Annotated in this window: 18 protein-coding genes and 1 pseudogene; 4 read left to right on the top strand and 15 right to left on the bottom strand. The window is 65.5% G+C overall.

Annotated elements, in window-relative coordinates; translation table 11 throughout:
* Nucleotides 1-18: 18 nt before the first annotated feature.
* The 6 genes from QX051_RS29465 to QX051_RS07375 form a co-directional block, all read right to left on the bottom strand.
* Nucleotides 19-552 carry a putative immunity protein gene (locus QX051_RS29465; RefSeq protein WP_409998072.1) on the bottom strand — a complete coding sequence of 178 codons (534 nt, stop codon included), beginning with the start codon at nucleotides 550-552 and terminating at the stop codon, nucleotides 19-21.
* A gap of 87 nt (nucleotides 553-639) precedes the next feature.
* The gene (locus QX051_RS07395) at nucleotides 640-969 is read right to left on the bottom strand and encodes an HPr family phosphocarrier protein (protein ID WP_315734997.1); all 330 of its coding nucleotides are present in this window, start codon (nucleotides 967-969) and stop codon (nucleotides 640-642) included.
* Nucleotides 966-1,367 carry a PTS sugar transporter subunit IIA gene (locus tag QX051_RS07390; protein WP_315734995.1) on the bottom strand — a complete coding sequence of 134 codons (402 nt, stop codon included), beginning with the start codon at nucleotides 1,365-1,367 and terminating at the stop codon, nucleotides 966-968. The genes QX051_RS07395 and QX051_RS07390 overlap by 4 nt, the downstream gene beginning before the upstream one ends.
* A 195-nt stretch (nucleotides 1,368-1,562) precedes the next feature.
* Nucleotides 1,563-2,024 (bottom strand): HPr kinase/phosphatase C-terminal domain-containing protein, encoded by a 462-nt coding sequence (locus QX051_RS07385; RefSeq protein WP_315734992.1) that lies wholly within the window; start codon nucleotides 2,022-2,024, stop codon nucleotides 1,563-1,565.
* On the bottom strand, nucleotides 2,021-3,826 hold the full coding sequence (locus tag QX051_RS07380; RefSeq protein WP_315734990.1) for a sensor histidine kinase: 1,806 nt from the start codon (nucleotides 3,824-3,826) through the stop codon (nucleotides 2,021-2,023). The genes QX051_RS07385 and QX051_RS07380 overlap by 4 nt, the downstream gene beginning before the upstream one ends.
* Nucleotides 3,827-4,068: 242 nt before the next feature.
* Complete coding sequence (locus QX051_RS07375; RefSeq protein WP_006611449.1) at nucleotides 4,069-4,770, bottom strand: response regulator transcription factor; 702 nt, start codon at nucleotides 4,768-4,770, stop codon at nucleotides 4,069-4,071.
* Between the two features lie 214 nt (nucleotides 4,771-4,984).
* Between QX051_RS07375 and QX051_RS07370 the strand changes: the two genes are divergently transcribed.
* Together QX051_RS07370 and QX051_RS07365 are read left to right on the top strand one after the other, a co-directional pair.
* A complete protein-coding gene (locus QX051_RS07370; RefSeq protein WP_315775853.1) occupies nucleotides 4,985-5,710 on the top strand; it encodes a HugZ family protein in 726 nt (241 codons plus the stop codon).
* Nucleotides 5,711-6,438: 728 nt separating this feature from the next.
* Complete coding sequence (locus tag QX051_RS07365; protein WP_315734988.1) at nucleotides 6,439-8,052, top strand: phosphoenolpyruvate carboxykinase; 1,614 nt, start codon at nucleotides 6,439-6,441, stop codon at nucleotides 8,050-8,052.
* 161 nt (nucleotides 8,053-8,213) lie between these two features.
* Here the strand turns inward: QX051_RS07365 and QX051_RS07360 are convergent, their stop codons facing one another.
* The 3 genes and pseudogenes from QX051_RS07360 to QX051_RS07350 form a co-directional block, all read right to left on the bottom strand.
* The gene (locus QX051_RS07360; RefSeq protein ID WP_315775622.1) at nucleotides 8,214-9,032 is read right to left on the bottom strand and encodes a thioesterase family protein; all 819 of its coding nucleotides are present in this window, start codon (nucleotides 9,030-9,032) and stop codon (nucleotides 8,214-8,216) included.
* A 106-nt stretch (nucleotides 9,033-9,138) separates the two neighbouring features.
* Nucleotides 9,139-11,646 (bottom strand): glycogen/starch/alpha-glucan phosphorylase, encoded by a 2,508-nt coding sequence (locus tag QX051_RS07355; RefSeq protein WP_315753840.1) that lies wholly within the window; start codon nucleotides 11,644-11,646, stop codon nucleotides 9,139-9,141.
* Between the two features lie 221 nt (nucleotides 11,647-11,867).
* A pseudogene (locus QX051_RS07350) lies at nucleotides 11,868-12,171 on the bottom strand (GIY-YIG nuclease family protein).
* A gap of 190 nt (nucleotides 12,172-12,361) precedes the next feature.
* Here QX051_RS07350 and QX051_RS07345 point away from each other — a divergent pair.
* The gene (locus tag QX051_RS07345) at nucleotides 12,362-12,793 is read left to right on the top strand and encodes a hypothetical protein (protein WP_315753838.1); all 432 of its coding nucleotides are present in this window, start codon (nucleotides 12,362-12,364) and stop codon (nucleotides 12,791-12,793) included.
* Nucleotides 12,794-12,898: 105 nt separating this feature from the next.
* Here QX051_RS07345 and QX051_RS07340 read toward each other — a convergent pair whose 3' ends face one another.
* Nucleotides 12,899-13,717 (bottom strand): DUF2865 domain-containing protein, encoded by an 819-nt coding sequence (locus tag QX051_RS07340; RefSeq protein ID WP_315773612.1) that lies wholly within the window; start codon nucleotides 13,715-13,717, stop codon nucleotides 12,899-12,901.
* A gap of 188 nt (nucleotides 13,718-13,905) precedes the next feature.
* The gene (gene pyrE / locus QX051_RS07335; protein WP_315734978.1) at nucleotides 13,906-14,463 is read right to left on the bottom strand and encodes an orotate phosphoribosyltransferase; all 558 of its coding nucleotides are present in this window, start codon (nucleotides 14,461-14,463) and stop codon (nucleotides 13,906-13,908) included.
* 169 nt (nucleotides 14,464-14,632) lie between these two features.
* Here pyrE and QX051_RS07330 point away from each other — a divergent pair, with 169 nt between their 5' ends.
* Complete coding sequence (locus QX051_RS07330) at nucleotides 14,633-15,259, top strand: glutathione S-transferase family protein (RefSeq protein WP_315775621.1); 627 nt, start codon at nucleotides 14,633-14,635, stop codon at nucleotides 15,257-15,259.
* A gap of 129 nt (nucleotides 15,260-15,388) precedes the next feature.
* Here QX051_RS07330 and QX051_RS07325 read toward each other — a convergent pair whose 3' ends face one another.
* The 4 genes from QX051_RS07325 to QX051_RS07310 form a co-directional block, all read right to left on the bottom strand.
* A complete protein-coding gene (locus tag QX051_RS07325; RefSeq protein ID WP_315775620.1) occupies nucleotides 15,389-16,024 on the bottom strand; it encodes a LysE family translocator in 636 nt (211 codons plus the stop codon).
* Nucleotides 16,025-16,108: 84 nt separating this feature from the next.
* Nucleotides 16,109-17,308 (bottom strand): glycosyltransferase family 87 protein, encoded by a 1,200-nt coding sequence (locus tag QX051_RS07320; protein WP_315775619.1) that lies wholly within the window; start codon nucleotides 17,306-17,308, stop codon nucleotides 16,109-16,111.
* Between the two features lie 876 nt (nucleotides 17,309-18,184).
* Complete coding sequence (polA, locus tag QX051_RS07315) at nucleotides 18,185-21,250, bottom strand: DNA polymerase I (protein WP_315775618.1); 3,066 nt, start codon at nucleotides 21,248-21,250, stop codon at nucleotides 18,185-18,187.
* A gap of 72 nt (nucleotides 21,251-21,322) precedes the next feature.
* Nucleotides 21,323-22,174: a LysR family transcriptional regulator gene (locus tag QX051_RS07310; RefSeq protein WP_315775617.1), complete on the bottom strand. Its 852-nt coding sequence runs from the start codon at nucleotides 22,172-22,174 to the stop codon at nucleotides 21,323-21,325.
* Nucleotides 22,175-22,221 lie beyond the last annotated feature (47 nt).

Below are 22,221 nucleotides of genomic sequence, written 5' to 3'. Positions count from 1 at the left end.
GCGCGCGAGGCCTCCCGATCACCGGAGCAGGGTATCGAGCTGGCGGATCAGCTCTCCGACCCGGCCTCCCCCGGGCGGTGGACAAGGATAACGTCTGAGGACGTCCACGACCTCTTGAGAAGCGAGAAGCCGTGATCGCGCGAGGTAGTCAGCGCCGACGGCGGGAACGTCTCCGGCTGAGATTTCGAAAGCTCGCGCCGCGTGGCCGGCAGCTCCGAGGATGTGCTTGACCTGGGAAGGGTTCGGGAGGGGATGAAGAAAGCCCGCGCCCGCCGCGGCGAGGGCAGCGCGAGCGGCCTCATAGGCCGCGCGCAACCCCTCATCGCGGGCCTCGATTGCCGCCCGCTGCGCCGCCCACGCGCTATCCCGTAGGGATTTGCTCCGATTCCCACCGCTCGCAAAGCTTCGGGCGGCCTGTATTGCGGCTCGTGCGCGAAGATCATCCGGTCGGTCGCGTTCGAAGATCGCCAGCGCCGGAAGTGCAGAGAGGGCTGCGTATTCAGCCACGGCTCGCAGGTCTGCCTCGCTCAGCCGAATAGCGCTATTGGACATGCCATCCTTACCGCGTCGCTATGCGAGGATAGGCGCACATCGGGTAGAATGCCCATTGCGGCAGGCAAAGCGAGGTTCGGGAGTCCCTCACACGCCTTCTTCGTGGAACTTGTCGTTCACCAGGTCGGTGATCGCCTGCAGCGCGGCCTCCGCCTCGGGCCCGGTGGCGGACACCAGGATCTTGGTTCCCGGCGCCGCCGCCAGCATCATCAGGCCCATGATCGAGCGGCCGCCGACGGTCTCGCCGCCGCGCGTCACCCAGACCTCGGCCTGGAACTTTTCGACCATCTGCACGAATTTCGCCGAGGCCCGCGCGTGCAGGCCGCGCTTGTTGGTGATCAGCAGCTCTCGCGAGAGGGCTCCGGCAGGGACCGCCGGGCCGGCGACGTTGTCCTGCGGGGCGTCCTCGTCGCTCATTTGCCGGCGAGCACGCGGCTGGCGATGGTGACGTATTTGCGTCCCGCCTCCTGCGCCATGGCGATGGCGTCGGGCAGCGAGCGCTCCTCGCGCACCTTGGCGAGCTTGACCAGCATGGGCAGGTTGATGCCCGCGAGCACCTCGACCTTGGGCCGGCTCATGCAGGAGATGGCGAGGTTCGAAGGCGTGCCGCCGAACATGTCGGTGAGAATGGCGACACCGTCGCCGGTGTCGACGCGGTTCACGGCTTCGATGATGTCGCTGCGACAGAGATCGGAATCATCGTCGGCGCCAATCGTGACCGCTTCGATTTGTTTTTGAGGGCCCATGACGTGTTCCAGCGCCGCCTTGAACTCGTCGGCGAGGCGCCCATGGGTCACCAGTACCAGGCCAATCATCGGATACTCCTCGCGGGCGCCTTGGGTGCACCGCACGAACGCGCCACTTTGACCATCCGGAGCCCCCGCGCAAGAGGGCATATTCGCGAGCCTCCCGGATTCTGGCATACAGAATGGGAGCTGGCGGCGGTCTAATCGGTCGCGATAGTGGGGCTGATATGGTTACCAATTTGCTCCACACAATCGGCCGAAAGATTACCGGAACATGAAAGTCGGAGTGGTAATAAGCTCCGCTACAACCAAAGGGAGGGGTGGAAAACCCGGCCCAACCGGTATGCGTGGCAATTTGATACCGTTGAGATGAATGCGAAGCGATTCGGCGTTCGGCAGGCGGGCGGCATCCTCGGCCATCAGGTCGACCACCAGCCCCAGTTTCGCCTCCGACACATGGTCGCAGGCGCGGATTCCAAGGCCGCGGATCTCGATCAGTCCGGCCAGAGCGGGTGCGGGACTTACCCACATTTCCCCGCCGCGTGTGGCGAGATGAACACGGTCGTCGCCCACCAGAACCGTCGGCGGCAGCTGTCCCGCGCGTCCGGCGAGCATCAGATCGAAGGCGAGACGGGATTTGCCGGACCCGGAGGGACCCCGGATCAGGACGGCCAGTTCCCCCACCTGGACGGCAGACGCATGGATGCTCGCCGCTTCGTTCGTCACGACGCCGGCAGCCGGACGATGAAGCGGGCCCCGGCCGAGGTCGGATGTCCGTCGGCGTCGACAGGGCCGGGCCGGTTCTCGGCCCAGATCCGCCCGCCATGGGCGTCGATGATCTGCTTGGAGATCGATAGGCCCAGGCCGGAATTCTGGCCAAAGCCTTGGTGCGGCCGGTCGGTATAGAACCGCTCGAAGATGCGCTGCAGGGCGTCCTCGCGAATGCCGGGACCGTCATCATCGACCGTGATCTCGATCTCCGAGCGCACGCGCCGGCAGGTGATGCGTACCTTGCCGCCGGCGGCGGAGAACGACTGCGCATTCGACAGCAGGTTGGAGATCACCTGGCCGAGCCGCGAATCATGACCGGGCACCGAGAACGTGTCGTTGGCGCCGCGGCCCTCGAACCGGACCTCGACGGCGACGTCGGTGCCGAGCTTGGTCTCGTTGGCGACCGAGGTCAGCGTGTTCAGGAGGCGGCGCAGATCGACCAGGGTCATGTCCTGGCGCTGCAGCTCGGCATCGAGCCGGCTGGCGTCGGAAATGTCGGAGATCAGCCGGTCGAGCCGCTTCACGTCGTGCTCGATCACGGCGAGCAGGCGGGCGCGGCTGTTGTCGTTGCGCGCCAGCGGCAGGGTCTCGACCGCCGAGCGCAGCGAGGTCAGCGGGTTCTTGAGTTCGTGGGCGACGTCGGCGGCGAACATCTCGATCGCCTCGATGCGGTTGTAGAGCGCGTCCGTCATGTCGCGCAGCGCGCCGGAGAGATGGCCGATCTCGTCGCGGCGGCGGGTGAAATCGGGAATCTCGACGCGGGTCTTGATGCGGCGGCGGACCCGCTCGGCACTGTCGGCGAGCCGGCGCACCGGCCCGGCGATGGTGCTGGCGAGCAAGAGCGACAGCACGATCATGACCGCGGAGGCAACGCCGCCGACCTTCAGAATGGCGAGACGCTCGGCGGTGACCATCTGATCGATGTCGTCGCCCTGCGTCGACAGCATCAAGGCGCCGTGGATGGTGCGCGAGCGCTGCACCGACACCGCGACCGAGACGATGACCTCGCCGCGCGAATTGACCCGGACCATGCTGCGCTTCTGGCCCTTCAGCGCGTCGGCGACTTCCTCGTAGCCGTTGCCGTTCTCGGGGCCATATTCGCGGTACAGCGGCAGGTCGCCGCGATTGAGCCAGGTGCGTACCGAGATCAGCGCGCGCTCGACGAAGCCGGGCTTCTCGCTCGACGGCGGTGGCAGGTCGAAGCGCAGCACGTTCTCGAGATTGCGGCTATCGAGCAACAGGCCGCCATTCGGGTCATAGATGCGTGCGCGGGTCTTGGTCGGCGAGATCAGCGTGCGCAGCACCGGCGCGACGCGTTCCGGATTGATCGGGAAGTCGAGCGGCGAATATTCGTCCGGCGCGCCGTAGCTCTCGCCGGGCTTGAGATCGAGCAGGCGCTCGGGATCGATGGTGATGGTGTTGGTCTGCACCGTGGCCGAGGCGGCGATGGCGCCGGCGATGATCTCGGCCTGCACCAGAAGGCTCTGCGCGCGCGCATCGATCAGTCCGGCGCGGAACTGCGACAGGTACAGAATGCTTGCAACCAGTGCGAGCAGGCCGGCGATGTTCAGCGAAACGATGCGGCGGGTGAGGCTCGAGAACGACAGCGCGAACAGGAACTGTCCGGCGCGGCGCAGCCAGCTCAGCGGACGCTGCCAGCCGGAGACCTGCGGGGTCTCGTCCGCCGCCTCGGACGCGATCGTCGCCGCGGCGTCGTGGGCATTCACGGCTGGGTCAAGCTGCGTGCGATCGAGCAATGTGAGTGCTCCGATTCCGAATTTCGTAGGGGTCGTGCGGCGAATTCCCGTGAGAAATCGACTTGCCGCACCCGAATTCGCCGCAACAATGGCCCCGTTCCGGCATCTGCGCTCGGACAAACGCGCAGGAGGCGTAGCCTATCCAATCGAGACCGCGACGTCAGCGCGCAATTTCGCATGACGTCGCGCAAGGCAATGCTTCAGGTCCCTTGCTTCAGGGCCAGGGCTTCAGAGCTATCGTTTCAGGTTTCCTTGAAGCGATAGCCGACGCCGTAGAGGGTCTCGATCATCTCGAACTCCTCATCGACCATCTTGAACTTCTTGCGCAGCCGCTTGATGTGGCTGTCGATGGTGCGGTCGTCGACATAGACCTGGTCGTCATAGGCCGCGTCCATGAGCGCATTGCGGCTCTTGACCACGCCCGGACGCTGCGCCAGCGCCTGCAGGATCAGGAACTCGGTGACGGTCAGCGTGACCGGCTCGTTCTTCCAGGTGCAGGTGTGACGCTCCGGATCCATGCGCAGCAGGCCGCGATCGAGCGCCTTGGCGTCGTTCTCCTTCGGCAGCGCCGTCGGATCCTTCGGCTGCGAGCGACGCAGCACGGCCTTGACGCGCTCGACCAGCAGGCGCTGCGAGAACGGTTTGCGGATGAAGTCATCCGCACCCATCTTCAGGCCGAACAGCTCGTCGATCTCCTCGTCCTTGGAGGTGAGGAAGATCACGGGCAGGTCGGACTTCTGCCGCAGCCGCCGCAACGTCTCCATGCCGTCCATGCGCGGCATCTTGATGTCGAGGATGGCAAGGTCGGGTTGGCTGGTCCGGAATCCGTCGAGCGCCGATGCACCATCGGTATAGGTCATGATGCGATAGCCTTCGGCCTCGAGCGCGATCGAGACGGATGTCAGAATGTTGCGGTCGTCATCGACCAAGGCGATTGTGGGCATGAGCCTGCTTTCAGAGTCTGGTTAGCCGAGACACGAGAATCGAGCTAAGGGCCGCATAACTGGGCTTCGAACATGGTCAACGAGCAATGCAAGCTGGGCTGAAGTGTGACCGAGTTCCACAAATAGCATGGCAAAGTTTGTGCCCCGCCCAAGTTTGTGGTCCGTTTAGCCGAAAAAAGGCCTTCAGTGCAACTGCTTGGACGAGGGAAAGATGATGTCTGCGAGCTTTAACCCTAACCGCGTGACGGATTCCCTGCTGCGCCGGAGCCGGCAGGGCGCACTTGCAACCTTGATGGTTGGCTCGGGCGATCCCTACTGCTCGCTGGTCAATGTCGCCACTGCGTCCGATGGTGCTCCGATCATCCTGATCTCGCGATTAGCCGTGCACACCAGGAATGTACTTGCCGATTCGCGCGTGTCGCTGATGCTCGACGAACGCGCGCCCGGCGATCCGCTCGAAGGTTCGCGCATCATGCTGTCGGGAAAAGCCGAGCAGGCCAGCGACGACAATCGCGAGATGCTGCGCCGTCGGTATCTCAATGCGCATCCGTCTGCTGCGGACTACGCGGATTTCGCCGACTTCTCGTTCTTCGTGATTCGCCCGTCAGGCACACATCTCGTCGCCGGATTCGGCCGCATCGTCGATCTCAAGCCCGAGCAGTTTCTCACGGATATATCCGATGCTGACGAACTGATTCTGGCAGAGCAGGGCGCCGTCGATCACATGAACGAAGATCATCGCGAGGCGCTCGCCCTCTACGCGACGACGCTGCTCGGCGCCGAAGCCGCGGAGTGGCGGTGTAGCGGCTGTGACCCGGAGGGATTGGATCTGATGGCCGACGGCAGGACGCTGCGGCTGGAGTTTCCCGAGCGCGTGACCACGCCCGGGGCATTGCGCAAGATGCTGGTGAGGCTTGCTGACGAGGCACGCGCGAAGTGAGGTGTAGTTCGAGCGCCCTTTGATGGCTGCGCTCATCGTCTCGTGATGAAAGACCGTGAAGTTCACCCATGAGCGCAGTTTGTAGTGATGCTCGATGTGCACGCTGCCTGTCCAGCGGAGGGTGAGCGCCGCGCGAACTCCACGGCGTGGGCGCTAGTCAGCTCGTTGACGTCGCGGCTGGGGTGAACGCGTGCGGCGTTGAGTGCCATGGACCAACGCTGGGACCATCGTCCCGGCTGGGAGAATCGAATCACGTGATCCTGCAAGCGCGAGAAAATCGTGAGTGGAAGCCGGCTGATCGCGCGTGGCGACGACACGGCTGATCACCGACACGTTCCGTCGGCTCTGGCGGCGTCCCGTGATTGGTTGCAGCGAGGCGCTGCGACAGGCGTTGCTGGATGCTTGGTCTTCGCTTGCCGGCGCGAATCTATCGATTCGAGTATCGTCCGTCCCTCTCGTGAAATCCAACCGCGCTGATATATCTGTTGCGTTGCAGCATCTCGGCGGAGCGCAGGCGGCTGCCGCTGGAATGTGCATGACGCGGCAAAACATGAGCTACGTGCATCACGGCTTGCCAATAACCAATTGGGCCGGATCGTCTTGGCAAGACCAGCGTTGATCAGTATTAGGTCGGCGACCGCGCTTCGATAAGGCGATGTAACGGCAACGGTCACCGCGCAACGCGCGCGACTGCGCGCAACAGATGCGGGCTCTCAGGAGGGATCTTCGTGCAAGAGACGGGTATTCGCAACGGCGCCTTCGGTGCCGACAAGTTCGGCTTAAAGAACCTCAAGCAGGTGCACTGGAATCTCGGCGCTCCTCAGCTCTATCAGTATTCGCTGGCGGCGGGCGAGGCTGTGCTGTCGGCCGATGGGGCGCTGTGCGCGGATACTGGCGAGTTCACCGGTCGCAGCCCGAAGGACAAGTTCACGGTGCGCGACGCCTCCACCGAAAAGATGTGGTGGGCGGGCAACCAGGCGATCACGCCCGAGCAGTTCGAGGCGCTACATCAGGACTTCATCAAGCACGCCGAAGGCAAGACCCTGTACGCGCAGGACCTCTATGGTGGCGCCGATCCCACGTTCCGCATCAAGACGCGCGTCTTCACCGAGCTCGCCTGGCACTCGCTGTTCATCCGCACCCTTCTGATCCGCCCCGAGACCATCGAGCTCGACACCTTCGTGCCGGAGCTCACCATCATCGACATGCCGAGCTTCCGTGCCGATCCGAAACGTCATGGCGTGCGCTCGCAGAACGTCGTCGCGATCGATTTCACCCGCAAGATCGTCCTGATCGGCGGGTCTTATTATGCCGGCGAGATGAAGAAGAGCGTGTTCACGACGCTCAACTACTATCTGCCCGAGCGCGGCGTGATGCCGATGCACTGCTCGGCCAATGTCGGGCCGAAGGGCGACACCGCGGTCTTCTTCGGCCTGTCCGGCACCGGCAAGACCACGCTGTCGGCCGATCCGAACCGCACCCTGATCGGCGACGACGAGCATGGTTGGGGCCCGTCCGGCGTGTTCAACTTCGAGGGCGGCTGCTATGCGAAGTGCATCAAGCTGTCGAAGGAAGCCGAGCCGCAGATCTTCGCGGCGTCGACCCGCTTCGGCGCCGTGCTCGAGAACGTCGTGCTCGATGAGGATACGCGCGTTCCCGATTTCGACGACGGCTCCAAGACCGAGAACACCCGCTCGGCCTATCCGCTCGACTACATCCCGAACGCCTCGCGCACCGGCCGCGCGCCGCATCCGAAGAACGTCGTGATGCTCGCCGCCGACGCCTTCGGCGTGCTGCCGCCGATCGCAAAGCTCTCGCCGGCGCAGGCGATGTACCACTTCCTGTCCGGCTACACCGCCAAGGTCGCGGGCACCGAGCGCGGCTTGGGCTCCGAGCCGCAGCCGGAATTCTCGACCTGCTTCGGCTCGCCGTTCCTGCCGCTCGATCCGTCCGTCTACGGCAACATGCTGCGGCAACTGATCGCCGACCACAATGTCGACTGCTGGCTGGTCAACACCGGCTGGACCGGCGGCAAGTACGGCACGGGCTCGCGCATGCCGATCAAGGTGACGCGTGCGCTGCTGACGGCGGCGCTCGACGGCAGCTTGCGCAACGTCGAGTTCCGCACCGACAAATATTTCGGCTTCGCGGTGCCGACCGCGCTACCGGGCGTGCCGACCGAGATCCTCGACCCGGTCAACACCTGGAAGGACAAGGCCGAGTTCGACAAGACTGCGCGCGCCCTGGTCGGCATGTTCCAGAAGAACTTCGCCAAGTTCGAAGCCCAGGTCGACGCCGAGGTCCGTAACGCCGCGCCGGATCTGAAGCTGGCGGCGGAGTAGGGCTGCAAACGTCAAAGGGGGCGGTCGCGTTGCGGCTGACCCCACATCTTCCCGCTCCGCCCCGTTCAATGCACGAGAGGCGCGGGCTCAAGCCATACCCACAGCTGTCGTCCCGGCTCAAGGCCGGGACGACGCCGTTTTCTTGGCTTGCGTCCCGGCTTTCACGCCTTGAAATACGCGATCTGCGTCGTCGTCGCGAGCAGGCGGCCGGAGGGTGACCACAGCTCGCCATGCTGGTCCTGATAGCTGCGGTTGAAGATCTTGGCATCGGCCGTTGCGAGCACGTGCGTGATGTCCTCGGCCGCGAGCTCGTCCCGGCTGACGTGGAAATAGGTCGTCAGCGACACCGTGCCGAACGGCACCAGCTCGCCGCGGGCGTGGAAGACGCGGCCGAAGAAGGCGTCCGACATCGACAGCAGCGACAGGCAGTCGAGCTTGCGCGGCTTGCGGTCGGAGATCCAGAGCCGGGAATAGCTGCTGTGCGGCTCACCCGACGACGATGCGCCAAATGCCGGACGGCCCTCGATGAAGCGGAAATCGTACTGCTTGGTCCAGGACATGTTCGTGTCGGGATGACGCTTGACCTGGTCGAACGGCGGCGCCTCGGGCTTTGTGGCCGGCTGGTGCGACCAGGACGGCCGGCGCTCGGCGAACACGACGGTGGCGAGCGTCGCCGCGTCAGAGTCGCCCTGACTCAGCTCGACGCACCAATGTTGCGAGGAGCGGTTCGCTTTCACCAACCGCACGTCGAGATCGAACGGCCCTTCCGCGATCGGCGCGCAATAGTTCACCGTCACCGCCAGCGGATCGCCCTGGATTTGCGGATGTTGGATCAACGCGTGCAACACGGTCGCCGCGGTGACGCCGCCGAACGGCCCGACGAAGGCCCAGTAGTCCGGGCTGGTCCGGCCCTGCCAGCGGCTGTCGCCGGCGGTGACGCGGGTCGCCTCGTCGAACAAGTGAACTGGCGGTTCGGTCATGCATTCCTCCCGACGGTCATCGTATGATGGCCGTCAGGTGAAAAGCAATCGAAGGCCTTTGCAATGACGTCATGGGTCATTGCTGAAGGCGGGAGGGAAGGGCCCTTCACGCCCGCTGCGCTTGCACCGGCGCCATCACCGGGCCGACCGGCACGTTCCAGATGTCGTCGGCATATTCGCGGATGGTGCGGTCGGAGGAGAACCACGCCATGCGCGCGACGTTCAGGATCGAGGCGCGGGTCCAGGCCGGCACGGTCTGCCAGCGTGCATCGATGCCGCGCTGGGCCTCGTAGTAGGAATCGAAATCGGCCGAGACCATGTAGTGGTCGAGATGGCGCAGCGCATGCGCGATCGGCTCGAACCGGCCGGGCTCGTCCGGCGAGAACGCGCCGGTCGCGATCGCATCGATCGCGCGCGCCAGCCGCGGTGACCGGTGGATCACGTCGGACGCGTCCAGCCCCTGCTTGCGGCGGAGCATGACCTCGTCGGCCTCCATGCCGAAGATCGCGATGTTGTCGGCGCCGACATTGTCGCGGATCTCGATATTGGCGCCGTCCAGCGTGCCGATGGTAAGGGCGCCGTTCAGCGCCAGCTTCATGTTGCCGGTGCCGGAGGCCTCCATGCCGGCGGTCGAGATCTGCTCGGACAGGTCGGCCGCGGGAATGATCGTTTCCGCCAGGCTGACATTGTAGTCGGCCATGAACACGACCTTCAGCTTGCCGCCGATCGCGGGATCGTTGTTGACGGTGTCGGCGACGTCGTTGATCAGCTTGATGATCAGCTTGGCGTAGCGGTAGCTCGCCGCCGCCTTGCCGGCAAAGATTTTCACCCGCGGCACCCAGTCGCGTTGCGGGTCGTCCTTCATGTCCTGATATAGCGCGACGGCTTCGAGGATGTTCAAGAGCTGGCGCTTGTATTCGTGAATGCGCTTGATCTGCACGTCGAACAGCGCGCCCGGATCGAGACGCACGTTCATGCGCTCGACGATCAGACGCGTCAGCAGCACCTTGTTGTGATGCTTCACCGCGCGGAACTTCTGGTGGAAGCTGGCGTCGGCAACGTAGCTCTCGAGGCTCGACAGCAGCGTCGGATCGTCGACGACGGCGTCGCCGCAGGCCTCGCGCAAGAGGTTCGTCAGCTTGGGATTGGCCAGGGTCAGCCAGCGGCGGAAGGTGATGCCGTTGGTCTTGTTGGTGATGCGGCCGGGATAGAGATGGTTGAGATCGTGGAACACGGTCTCCTTCATCAGGTCGGAATGCATCGCCGAGACGCCGTTGATGCGGTGCGAGCCGACGAAGGCGAGCTGGCCCATGCGCACGCGACGGCCGCTCTTCTCGTCGATCAGGGACACCGAGGCGCGGTAGTCGATGTCACCCGGTGCGCGCTGCTCGGCGAGCGCGAGATGCTGCGCATTGATGTGGTAGATGATCTCGAGATGCCGCGGCAGCAGCCGCTCGAACAGCTCGACCGGCCAGGTCTCGAGCGCCTCCGGCAGCAGCGTGTGGTTGGTGTAGGACAAGGTCGCGATGGTGATCTTCCAGGCCTCGTCCCAGCGGAAATTGTGCAGGTCGACCAGGATCCGCATCAGCTCGGCCACGGCGAGCGAAGGATGCGTGTCGTTGAGCTGCACCGCGGCCTTCTGCGCCAGGCTGCGCAGCTGGCCGTCGGAGCCGAGATGGCGCTTGACGAGATCCTGCAGCGAGGCCGAGACGAAGAAATATTCCTGGCGCAGCCGCAGCTCGCGTCCTGCCGGGCTCTCGTCGTTCGGATAGAGGAACTTGCAGATCGCCTCGGCGCGCGCTTCTTCTGCTGAGGCGCCGAGATAGTCGCCGGAGTTGAAGACGTCGAGCTTCAGCGGGTCTGGCGAGCGAGCCGACCACAGCCTGAGCGCATTCACATGCTGGCCGCGCCAGCCGACGATCGGGGTGTCATAGGCGACCGCCTGCACGGTCTCGCCGGGGTGCCAGATCGCGCGGTCGCGGCCCTTGTCGTCGACATGCTCGACGCCGCCGCCGAAATGGACGTGATAGACCACCTCTGGGCGCTGGAATTCCCAGGGATTGCCGAACGACAGCCAGACGTCGGGATATTCGTGCTGCCAGCCGTCGACGATCACCTGGCGGAACAGGCCGAAATCATAGCGGATGCCGTAGCCGATCGCCGGGATCTGCAAGGTCGCCATGCTCTCCATGAAGCAGGCCGCGAGGCGGCCGAGGCCGCCATTGCCGAGCGCGGCGTCCGGCTCGCATTTGCGCAGGTCCATCAGGCCGACGCCGAGATCGCCGAGCGCGGTCTCGAACACCTTCATCAGGCCCATGTTGTTGAGCGCGTCGGTGAACAGGCGGCCGATCAGGAATTCGAGGCTGAGATAGTAGACGCGCTTGCGCCCGGCGTCGTAGCTCTCCTTGTCCGCGGTCAGCCAGCGATGCACGATGCGGTCGCGCAAGGTCAGCGCCGCGGCGTGGTACCAGTCCTGCTGCGTCGCCTGGCTCGCTTCCTTGCCGATGGCGAGGCGAAGCTTGGCCAGGATGTCGCTCTTGATCTCCGCGACCGCCAATTCGTCGACGGGCTGGCCGATGCTTACGAAGCTGCGCTGGGACGGCTGATCTGTCACCTTGGAAACCTGTGATGCTACGAGGAACCGGTAAAAGCATACGATGGTTGCGCGCGGTCCGAAACCCGGGGAAAGGCTGGTCCGCACAGCTAGGTGATGGAAAATGATGCAAAAACGGGGCCGGAGTTCCGGGGGCGGAACACGCTGGCGGCTGGTTGCATATGCGGTGATGTTGAAAGGACTCTCCACATCGTCATCCCGGCGAAAGCCGGGATCCAGACTCACCGGCCGAAGATGAGGCCCGACAAGTCACTCCAATCGGGGTTGTCCCTTTCAATCAGCTCGACCTTCCAGTCGCGGTGCCAGTTCTTGAGCTGCTTCTCGCGAGCGATCGCCTCGATCGGAGTTGGAAAGCTCTCGACGTGAACCAGGCGAAAAACCTTGTACCTGCTGACGAACTTGGAGCCCTCGCTCGGCACGGTGGTCTTCGAGGCGCCTTCTGACATCATTGGTGATGCCGATGTACAGCGTGCCATGATGCCCGCTGGCAAGAATGTAGACCGTCCATGCGGCCTGGGTGCTCATCGGTCCGTGCAAACCAAAGGGCTGCTGCGGTGGCTCTGGGTCCCGGCTCGGGGGCCGGGACGACGATAAATCAGCACTTCCTTTTTTCGCAAGAACAAATTAAGAACAATTCAGCAGGCGATCGATTATCCTGATTGCGATTCGATCCGCCCCAGACAAACCGGCATCAGTGCATCCCGCGAGGACACCCATGTCCCATATCGCCTTCGATCCCCTGGCCCTGACCCGCATTGCCGATTTCGCGCGCAGCCTGACGCGGCTGCACAAGACGGCGCGGCGGCGGGCCGTCGACGACGACCAGATCGACCGCGCTTTCAACGCGGTGTGCATGTCGGTCTGGGGCTACACCACCGACGACATTTCCGACGACCTGTTCTCGGCCACCGACCACACCTTCCTCGATGGCCTCGACGAGGCGCGAGCGCGCATCTTCGCCGCGGAGCAGGGCTATGACCTGGTCGACGACGAGGGCATGCTGACCGATTGGTGGGGCTTCTGCTGGATGATCCTGGCCGAGAAGCGCGGCCTGCTGACGCCGGACAACCGCGCCGCCGCCCGCGCGGCGATCGAGGAGAAATATCTGGAAGCGCCGAACGTCATCGGCGTGATCGTCGCGCGCTAGCCCTGGCCGTCAGTCCCGGCGGACAGTGCGCGCTCAAGCTCCAGAGGTCGCTGTGCCGAGCCGGCCTGCACCGACGCCGGCGCTGCGCCTTGGCGCAGCGCGTGTTCAATTCACATCCGCCTGCTTCAGCCGGCTTGCGGCGGGCTTTGGCGCGATGCTCAGGGGCGGCGGTGCGGCGCTGACATTGACGTCCGCCGGCAGAGCCATGGCCTGCGCGTCTGCGCCGACCATGTCGGCGCGCACCGGCGCGACCTTCATCTCGCTCAGCTTGGCCCGCATGTCCGAGTTGAGCCCGGGATAGGACGCGACCGGCTTGAAGTCGGCCGGCTGGCCGCCGCTGCCGCGCGCGCCGGAATAGGCCACCAGCCCGTCGGCCGTGGCGACGACGTCCCCCTGGCGCAGCGAGGTGTCGAGCGACAGATCGACCGGCGCCAGCCCGGCCGGATCGCGGCCGTTGCAGGTGCAGTCGGCGCGCAGCGCCTGGCGATAGGCGAATGCGTTCTCGCTGTCGGCATAGCGTTCCCCGTTCGCCGCCGTGGCGTAGTCGATGTTGGAGCCGAAATAGATCTTGGTCGCACTGGCCGGGCAGAACGCCTGGCACATCTGCGCCGGCGAGGCGAGGCCGCGCGCCAGCGGAAAATAGCGGCCGTCGCAGGTGCGCACGCAGAACGCTGCCCCCGATCCGCCGCTCGCGGCGCGCGGCTGGGCGGGGGCCTGCGGGTTGGTGCCGAACGGATCGGCGAAGAGGCCGCCTTGCGCCGCCGGCCGCTGTGATTGCGGCTTGTTGAAGCCGCCGAACAGGAAGTCGAACAGGCCCTGGGCCGACGCCATCCGCGGCGCCAGCGCGCCGGCCGCGACGAGGCCGACCGTCGCCGCGACAGCGACGTGGCGGGACCTCCGCCGAAACGACAACACGCTACGCAACGCCCGCTCCATCGCCAGGATCTTCACCGCAAAGCCACGCCGTGACGCGGCAACCCGCGTCGCTCGATCATGTGCGATCGAACGCGCCTTGCCCAAGGCATGGCGCCATCAGCTTTGCGGTAACCTTAACGGGCGTTGGTAAATGAGCGGTATGCGCGGGCGGCGAATTGCGCCGCGCGCCAAGCGCCTCAGAGGAATTCGTGCGCCTTGAAGAGCGCCTGGAACGGCAGGCCGGCCTGGGCGAAGGTCTCGGCGGCGCCTTCCTCGCGGTCGACCATCGTGAACACCAGCGTCACCTCGGCGCCGGCCTCGCGCAGGGTTTCCACGGCCTTCATCGCCGAGCCGCCGGTGGTGGTGACGTCCTCGACTACGACGATGCGCTTGCCGGCCAGGGTCTCGTCGCGGGTCAGGCCCTCGATCGCGAGCCTGGCGCCATGCTCCTTCGGCTTCTTGCGGACGAAGAAGGCCGCGATCGGATGGCCCTTGATCCAGGAGATCTGGGCGATCGCGCCGGCGAGCGGCACCGCGCCCATCTCCAGGCCGCCGATATAATCGAAGCCCTCGTCCTTCAGCGCCTCATAGGTGAGCTCGGCGAGCAAGGTGGCGCCCTCCGGGTCCATCATGGTCGGCTTCAGGTTGAAATAGAAATCGCTCTTGCGGCCGGAGGCCAGCGTGACCTCGCCACGGCCGAACGAGCGCCTGCGGATGATCTCGAGGAGGCGGGCGCGGGAGGCGGATTTGGACACGGCGTTTTCCCCTGAGGGTGGATTCTTGGGTGGCGCAATCTATCGGGGGCGGGCGGCGGAGACCAGCCGCCACGATGTCCCATCAACAACGGTACGTTTGAAGCCGGATGCAGTTTCGAGCTAATGGGAGCCCGCGACCAAGCACGGACGATTGGGAAGGATGCCCCGCATGACGATCGAGCTGTACACCTGGAACACCCCAAACGGGCGCAAAATCTCGGTCGCGCTGGAGGAGATGGGGCTGCCATACCGCGTCGTTCCGGTCGACATCACCAAGGGCGCCCAGATGGCGCCGGAGTTCCTGGCGATCAGCCCCAACAACAAGATTCCCGCCATCGTGGATCCGGACGGCCCCGACGGCAAGCCGGTCAGCGTATTCGAATCCGGCGCCATCCTGCTCTATCTGGCTGAGAAGACCGGGCAGTTCCTGCCGAGATCCCTCGCCGAGCGGATTCCGGTCTATGAATGGCTGATGTGGCAGATGGGCGGCTTCGGCCCGATGCCCGGCCAGGTGCACCATTTCATCGCGCTGACCAACGAGCAGGACCGCGCCTACGGCCTCAAGCGCTACATGGCCGAGACGGTCCGGCTCTATGGCGTGCTCGACCGCCGGCTGGCGCAGCAAGAGTTCGTCGCCGGCGCGCTCTCGATCGCCGACTTCGCCATCCTCGGCTGGGCCTGGCGCCACCCGCGCCACAAGGTCGATCTGGCCGACTTTCCCCACGTCGAGCGCTGGTACGATACCCTGATGGCCCGCCCCGCCGTGGAGCGCGGCATGGAGGCGAAGCTGGACTGAGAAGCTCATCGGCCGTTCTTTGCCGACGATGATTTCCGAGATCTTGCCGCACGCGCGGTGCCCCCTCTCCCGCTCTCGTCCGCCTTTGCCGGGAGGCTTCGGCGGACAAGGTGGGGGAGCCGATGGAAATCACCCCCGCCGCGCCTCCAGCGCCATGCGCACCGCAAGTCCCGCGAGCACCGTGCCCATCAGATAGCGCTGCACCAGCGCCCAACTCGGCCGTGTCGCCAGGAACAGGGCAATCGATCCCGCCGCCATGGCGATCATGGCGTTGACGCTGACGCTGATCACGATCTGGATCGCGCCGAGCACCACCGACTGCGTCAGCACGCCGCCAACAGCGGGATCGATGAACTGCGGCAGCAGCGCCAGATACAGCATCGCGATCTTCGGGTTCAGCAGGTTGGTGGCGAGCCCCATCAGGAACAGCCGGCGCGGGCTGTCGATGGCGAGCTTCCTCACCTGGAAGGGCGAGCGTCCGCCCGGCTTCACCGCCTGCCACGCCAGATAGAGCAGGTAGGCCGCGCCGGCGAGGCGCAGCGCGTCATAGGCGAACGGCACGGCAAACAGCAGCGCCGTGATGCCGAACGCCGCCGCCAGCATGTAGACCAGAAAGCCGACGGCAACGCCGCCGAGCGAGACCAGGCCGGCGGCGTGGCCCTGCGTGATCGAGCGCGAGATCAGATAGATCATGTTCGGCCCTGGTGTCAGCACCATGCCGAGCGAGACGAGGGCGAAAGCGAGCAGGGAGGATGTGTGCGGCATGACTGGTTCGATGATCGGGATCTCTGCCGCTGCTTTAGCGCGGACGATCACGCATCGTCATCCGGTCAATTGCACCGAGAGCAATCAGCCCGCCGCCGGCGGCGCGACGTCCAGCGCAGGCAGCGGTCTGCCGGAGCGGTCGAACACACCGGCGATGCTCAACGCCAGCAGGACCAGCAGAATGGCCGCCGCGAGCGGCACGGAGTGCCCGATCATGGCGAGCAGGCAGGCTCCGAGCGCGATCACGAGGCCGATCTCCAGCGGCGCGATCGGCTCGCCGGCGTCGCTCCGCGCCTTCCAGTGGATCGCGATCCCCGCCGCCACCATCGGCATGTCGTAGATCATCGCGTAGGGCGTGGCGATGACGCTGCCGACCGCGATCAGCGCGATCGCCTGCTCCGTCATGCCGCGCCGCCAGGCGTCCCAGACCATCACGACGATGGAGCAGGACAACAGGAGCTGAACCAGATAGCCGATCGGCGGCGGCGCGCCGAGCGCGTGCAAGCCAGCGATGACCGTCGGCATCATGTGATCGAGGCTGGCCTGGTTGGCCTGCAATTGCGCCTGATAGCTCGGAAACTTCACGATCCATTCGAGCCAGATCCACGGATCGAGTGCAGCGCTGGTGACGACCGCGACGATCACGGTCGTGGCGATGGCCGAGAGGATGGCGCGCCAGTTGCGTGACGCCAGCAGCACGACCGGCATCAGCAGCACGAATTGCGGCTTGTAGCCGAGCAGGCCGAGCAGGGCGCCGGCAATGATGGGATGGCTCGCGAGCAGCCGCAGTCCGCCGATCAGCAAGGCCGCCGAGAGAAAGCCGTTCTGGCCGGTGATCGCGTTGATCAGCGTCGTCGGCGCCGCGAGCAGCGCCAGAGAGGTTAACGAGCGCCAATCGCGCCCCAGCGTCGCCAGGCCATAAAGCGCGAAGGTGACCGAGATCCAGCAGGCATAGGCCACCGGCAGCGCCAGCATGCCCAGGGGTATCAGCACCAGCAGGAAGGTCGGCGGATAGGGATAGGGAAAGCCGCCGCCACCCAGCGTCGGATCCAGCGCCTGCTGATAGCGCGCGAGCGCAACCGGATCGTAGATGCTGGCGCCGGACAGCGCGGCAAATCTGCCGAACGACCATAGCCCGAAGAAGTCGCCAAACGCCGGCTGCGGCGACGACAGCGCCCAGCCGACGAGATAGGCGCCGTTGTAGAGCGCCATCGCGACCAGCAGGATCAGCACCGCGCGCCGGTCGCGCGTCTTGGGGTGAGCTGCGGATGAGGTCGCGGTCATGGAGCTCTTCGTTCGCGCCCTCGGCGCAGTCGTGGCATGGGGATGATCGGAGCTGTCAGCGATCGCTCGCGTGCGGTGCCTCTCCAACCTTGCCAGGGTGCGCTGCACGCCGTGTTACCGTCCGTCCATCCGGCCGGGCGCGATCTCATCGTGCCTAACGAGGGGTAAAATCGCCGCCTTCCGAGTGACCGTGGACAGGGGACCGGGTCATCGCTCCGCATCGGGCAACGCGCTCGTCAAGATTTATATTGCTATTTTTCCGAAGTTGTGCTCTATTCAGCGCATCCCGTCTTCATGCAGAGGGGCGTACGCGTCGTCACGATACGTTGAGGCGGGGAGCGGTGGCCGCGGGCCTGTCAGGTGCTGATGCACTGGACGATTGGCAGCTCGCGGACGTTCAAGCCGTGTGGTCCTGGCGCCCCGAAGCTGGCGCCAAGCCTGCGTGACATCACGTGTCGCGCTGGTGACGGGGGCAAACAAGCCGGTCCCCGGGGAGAGCTCGGAGCAGACGTTAAGCCCATCGCGCAGGGAGGGCCGGGTCTGTCCGGCTGGACCTGTGGTACCTGCCGCCTGCATTCTTTTGAGCAGGCGGGCCACGGGCCTCAGCCGAGGCCCGGCCTTCCCTGCGCCCTTTGCAAAATTCAGAGGGCGAACGACATGCATCCCTCGAGCAAATCATGCTGCGAGAAGGCTGAGGCATGTCTACGCCTCGCGTTGTAGCCAATGATCATCGTATCGGGGAGCATCAAACGGATGCGTATGAGGGCTGCGTTGCGAGGCACACTGCCCACCCTCCCCCTCCAGGGGAGGGTGGCATCTCGCTCGTGGACGGATTTCGGCGCTCGCGATGACGAAGCAGAGATCACCGCGATCAGCTCAATGCGCCTCGTCCCAATTGTCGGCGGCCCGCGCATCGACGTGCAGCGGCACCGAGAGCAGCACGGCGGGGAAGGGGGCGTCCTGCATGACGTGCTGCACCACCGGCAAGGTCGCGGCGACCTCGTCGTCCGGCACCTCGAAGATCAGTTCGTCATGCACCTGCAGCAGCATCTGAGCCGACAGCTTCTTTTGCGCCAGGGCCTCCTCGACGCGGGTCATGGCGCGCCGGATGATGTCGGCTGCGGTGCCCTGCAGCCGCGCGTTGATCGCGGCGCGCTCGTTGAAGGCGCGCACCGAGGCGTTCGATGCCTTGATCTCCGGGTAATGGCACTTGCGGCCGAACAGCGTGACGACATAGCCGTGCTTGCGGCAGAACTCCTTGGTCGCGTCCATGTAGTCGCGAATGCCGGGGAAGCGCTCGAAATAGCGCTTGATGTAGGCCGAGGCCTCCTCGCGGGCGATGCCGAGCTGGTTGGCGAGGCCGAACGCGGAGATGCCGTAGATGATGCCGAAATTGATCGCCTTGGCGCGGCGGCGGACTTCGCTCGGCATGTCCTTGATCGGCACGCCGAACATTTCGGACGCCGTCATCGCGTGAATGTCGAGCCCGTCCTTGAACGCCTGCTTCAGCACCGGGATGTCCGCGATCTCCGCCAACAGCCGCAACTCGATCTGCGAGTAGTCGGCCGACACCAGCTTATGGCCCGGCGTCGCGATGAAGGCGCGGCGGATCTTGCGGCCATCTTCGGTCCGGACTGGGATGTTCTGCAGGTTCGGCTCGTTCGACGACAGCCGCCCCGTCGTGGTCGCCGCCAGCGCGTAGGTGGTGTGCACGCGATGCGTCTGCGGGTTGACATAGGTCGGCAGCGCATCGGTATAGGTCGATTTCAGCTTCGAGACCTGGCGCCATTCCAGGATCTTGCGCGCGAACTCGTTGCCTTGCTCGGCGAGGTCGTCGAGAATCGATGCGGACGTCGACCAGGCGCCGGTCTTGGTCTTGGTGCCACCCGAAAGGCCCATCTTGCCGAACAGGATGTCGCCGATCTGCTTGGGGCTGCCGACATTGATCGGCTCGCCGGCCAGCTCCTGCAGCTCGGCCTCGACCCTAGCGGCAGTCTGGGCGAAATCGCCGGACAGACGCGACAGCACCTGGCGGTCGATCGAGATGCCGCGCCGCTCCATGCGCGCGAGCACCGGCACCAGCGGCCGCTCCAAGGTCTCGTAGACGGCGGTCATGCGCTCGGCCGTGAGGCGCGGCTTCAGCACGCGCCAGACGCGATGAATGACATCGGCCGCTTCGGCCGAATGCGCCGCGGCCCGGTCGATCGCGACCTGCTCGAACGTCAGCTTGTTCTTGCCGCTGCCGATCAGCTCGCTTTCGCCGAGCACGGCGTGGCCGAGCACGTGCTCGGCCAGAGACTCGAGCTTGTGCGAGCCGCGCCCGGCATCGAGCGCGTAGCTCATCAGCTGGATGTCGTCGACATTCGCCAGCGTGATGCCGTGCTGCGCCAGCAGCACGGCGATGAACTTGATGTTGTAGCCGATCTTGAGCAGCCCTGTGGATTCGAGGACCGGCTTCAGCGCGGCGAGCGCATCGCTCTCCTTGATTTGGTCCGGCGCGAGCCCGGCATCGAACAGGCCGCCGCCATCGCCGGCCTGGCGATGCGCCAGCGGGATGTAGCAGGCCTCATTCGGCGCAAGTGCCAGGGCGATGCCGCACAAGCTAGCCTGCATCGGATCGATCGAGCTGGCCTTGACCTCGAGAGTGACGCGGCCGAAGTCATGGATGCGCGCGAGCCAGGTGTTCAACTCTGGGAGGCTACGCAGCGTCTGGTACTTGTCGCGATCGATCCGCCCGCTCTTCGCCGCCTCCGCCCTGGATTCCGCGAGGCTCGCCGGCGTGCCCTTGCTCATCGCCGACTTGTCGGTACGCGGATCACCGGTGCGAGGGCTCCCTCCCCCCTTGTGGGGGAGGGCTGGGGAGAGGGGTGCTGCGGAGGCACCGTTGGTGGGGTGCCCCCCTCCCTGACCCTCCCCCACAAGGGGGGAGGGAACGGAGGCAGCAGTGCCCGCACCACTCTTCAACTGCTCATCCGCCGACACGTCGGCGGGATCGATGTGCGAATACTCTGCGACGCGGCGCGTCAGCGTCGTGAACTCCATCGCCTTCAGGAACGCGATCAGCTTGCGCGGATCCGGCTCGTGCACCGCGAGGTCGTCGAGCGGCACCTCGAGCGCGACCTTGTCGTCGAGCAGCACCAGTTGGCGCGAGATCCGCGCCTTCTCGGCGTTCTCGATCAGAGCCTCGCGCCGCTTCGGCTGCTTGATCTCGCCCGCGCGCGTCAGCAGCCGTTCGAGATCGCCATAGTCGGTGATCAGCTGCGCGGCGGTCTTGATGCCGATGCCGGGCACGCCCGGTACGTTGTCGGTGGAATCGCCGGCCAGCGCCTGCACCTCGACCACCTTCTCCGGCGGCACGCCGAACTTCTCGATGACCTCGGCGATGCCGATGCGGCGGTCTTTCATCGTGTCGTACATCGTGACGCAGTCGTTGACGAGCTGCATCAAATCCTTGTCGGAGGACACGATGGTGGTGGTGGCGCCGCGCTCGCAGGCAAGCCGCGCATAGGTCGCGATCAAATCGTCGGCCTCGTAGCCGGCCTGCTCCAGGCAGGGCAGCTCGAAGGCGCGGACCGCCTCGCGGATCAGCGCGAATTGGGGGATCAGATCGTCGGGCGCCGGCGGCCGGTGCGCCTTGTAGTCGGCATAGATCTTGTTGCGGAACGTGACCTCGGACTTGTCGAACACGATGGCCAGATGCGTGGGACGGTCGGTCTCGGGCATGTCGCGCAAGAGCTTCCACAGCATGTTGCAGAAGCCGAGCACGGCATTGACCTGCAGCCCGTCGGACTTGCGGTTGAGTGGCGGCAGCGCGTGATAGGCGCGGAAGATGTAGGACGAGCCGTCGACCAGGAACACATGGTCGCCTTTGGCCGCGCCCTTGGCGGCGGCAGGCGCGGGAGCGGCGGGCGTGGCGGCGGCTTTCTGGGGAGCTTTGGGCATGGCCGCAATGTAGGGATTTTCGCTCGCATTGACAGCCGTGACGACGCCATGCGCACCGGATTTTTCCGCCCCTCAGTCCGGTCGGACGCAGCGGGTCAGGAACTCCATGACGGCGCGAATGAGGGGCGTGCGCCTGAGGTCGCGATGAACGATGAGCCAGATGTCCCTGCTGATGGCCGCGCCGGCTTCGAAGCGGGTGAGGTCGGGATCATGATCGCCGAGAAAATGCGGCAGGGCGGCGAGCCCCAGCCCTGCGCGCGCCGCTGCGGCCTGGCTCTCGAGATCGCTGCTCCGAAACACGATCGTGCGCTGCCCGGCGACCGCGTTCAGCCATTGCTGCTGGGGTGCCGAGTCCATGCTGGCATCATAGGCGATGAATCCGAGCGCATGCTGCGGCGTCTCCTTGAGATAGTGCGGCGCGCCGTAGAGGTTGAAGCCGAAGCTGCCGATCTTGCGTGCGATCAGGCCGGGCTCGTCGGGACGCGACAGTCGCAGAGCGATGTCGGCTTCCCGTCGGTTGAGCGAGGCGCTGCGCTTCTCGCCGATCAGCTTGATGATGATGGCGGGATGCCGTCGGTGCAGCTCGACCAGCCGTGGCGCGATCAGCCTGTTGGCGAGCGTCGGCGGCGCGCTGACCGAGACCTCACCGGCCAGACCGGGACGCGATGCGACCACGGCGCGCTCGATCGCGAACGCGGCCTGCTCCATCGGGCCGGCGGCCGCAGCGAGGCGGCGGCCGTCCTCGGTCAGCTCATAGGCCCGCGCTCGGCGGTCGACCAGCTTCAGCCCGGTGGCCCGTTCCAGGGCCGCGATCCGGCGGGCCACCGTGACATGATCGACGCCGAGACCACGTGCGGCGGCCGACAGCGTGCCCTCGCGGGCCAGGGTCACGAAGTGGTGAAGGTCGGTCCAGTCGATCCGCATGTTCGAATATTCACAATAGGGGAGCCAAATTGGGCAATTCCGCAGAA

Origin of the sequence: Bradyrhizobium sp. SZCCHNR1053 (genome assembly GCF_032381235.1) — a bacterium.
Taxonomy (GTDB): Bacteria; Pseudomonadota; Alphaproteobacteria; order Rhizobiales; family Xanthobacteraceae; genus Bradyrhizobium.
This window is presented reverse-complemented; position numbering and strand designations above follow the sequence as displayed.

Coding starts and splice junctions, on each gene's coding strand:
- QX051_RS07320 (WP_315775619.1), bottom strand. CDS start 17,308: ATGACCGCGACCTCATCCGCAGCTCACCCCAAGACGCGCGACCGGCGC.
- QX051_RS07310 (WP_315775617.1), bottom strand. CDS start 22,174: ATGCGGATCGACTGGACCGACCTTCACCACTTCGTGACCCTGGCCCGC.
- QX051_RS07325 (WP_315775620.1), bottom strand. CDS start 16,024: ATGCCGCACACATCCTCCCTGCTCGCTTTCGCCCTCGTCTCGCTCGGC.
- polA (WP_315775618.1), bottom strand. CDS start 21,250: ATGCCCAAAGCTCCCCAGAAAGCCGCCGCCACGCCCGCCGCTCCCGCG.
- QX051_RS07395 (WP_315734997.1), bottom strand. CDS start 969: ATGAGCGACGAGGACGCCCCGCAGGACAACGTCGCCGGCCCGGCGGTC.
- QX051_RS07360 (WP_315775622.1), bottom strand. CDS start 9,032: ATGACCGAACCGCCAGTTCACTTGTTCGACGAGGCGACCCGCGTCACC.
- QX051_RS07390 (WP_315734995.1), bottom strand. CDS start 1,367: ATGATTGGCCTGGTACTGGTGACCCATGGGCGCCTCGCCGACGAGTTC.
- QX051_RS07330 (WP_315775621.1), top strand. CDS start 14,633: ATGACGATCGAGCTGTACACCTGGAACACCCCAAACGGGCGCAAAATC.
- QX051_RS29465 (WP_409998072.1), bottom strand. CDS start 552: ATGTCCAATAGCGCTATTCGGCTGAGCGAGGCAGACCTGCGAGCCGTG.
- QX051_RS07345 (WP_315753838.1), top strand. CDS start 12,362: ATGTCCCATATCGCCTTCGATCCCCTGGCCCTGACCCGCATTGCCGAT.
- QX051_RS07370 (WP_315775853.1), top strand. CDS start 4,985: ATGTCTGCGAGCTTTAACCCTAACCGCGTGACGGATTCCCTGCTGCGC.
- QX051_RS07375 (WP_006611449.1), bottom strand. CDS start 4,770: ATGCCCACAATCGCCTTGGTCGATGACGACCGCAACATTCTGACATCC.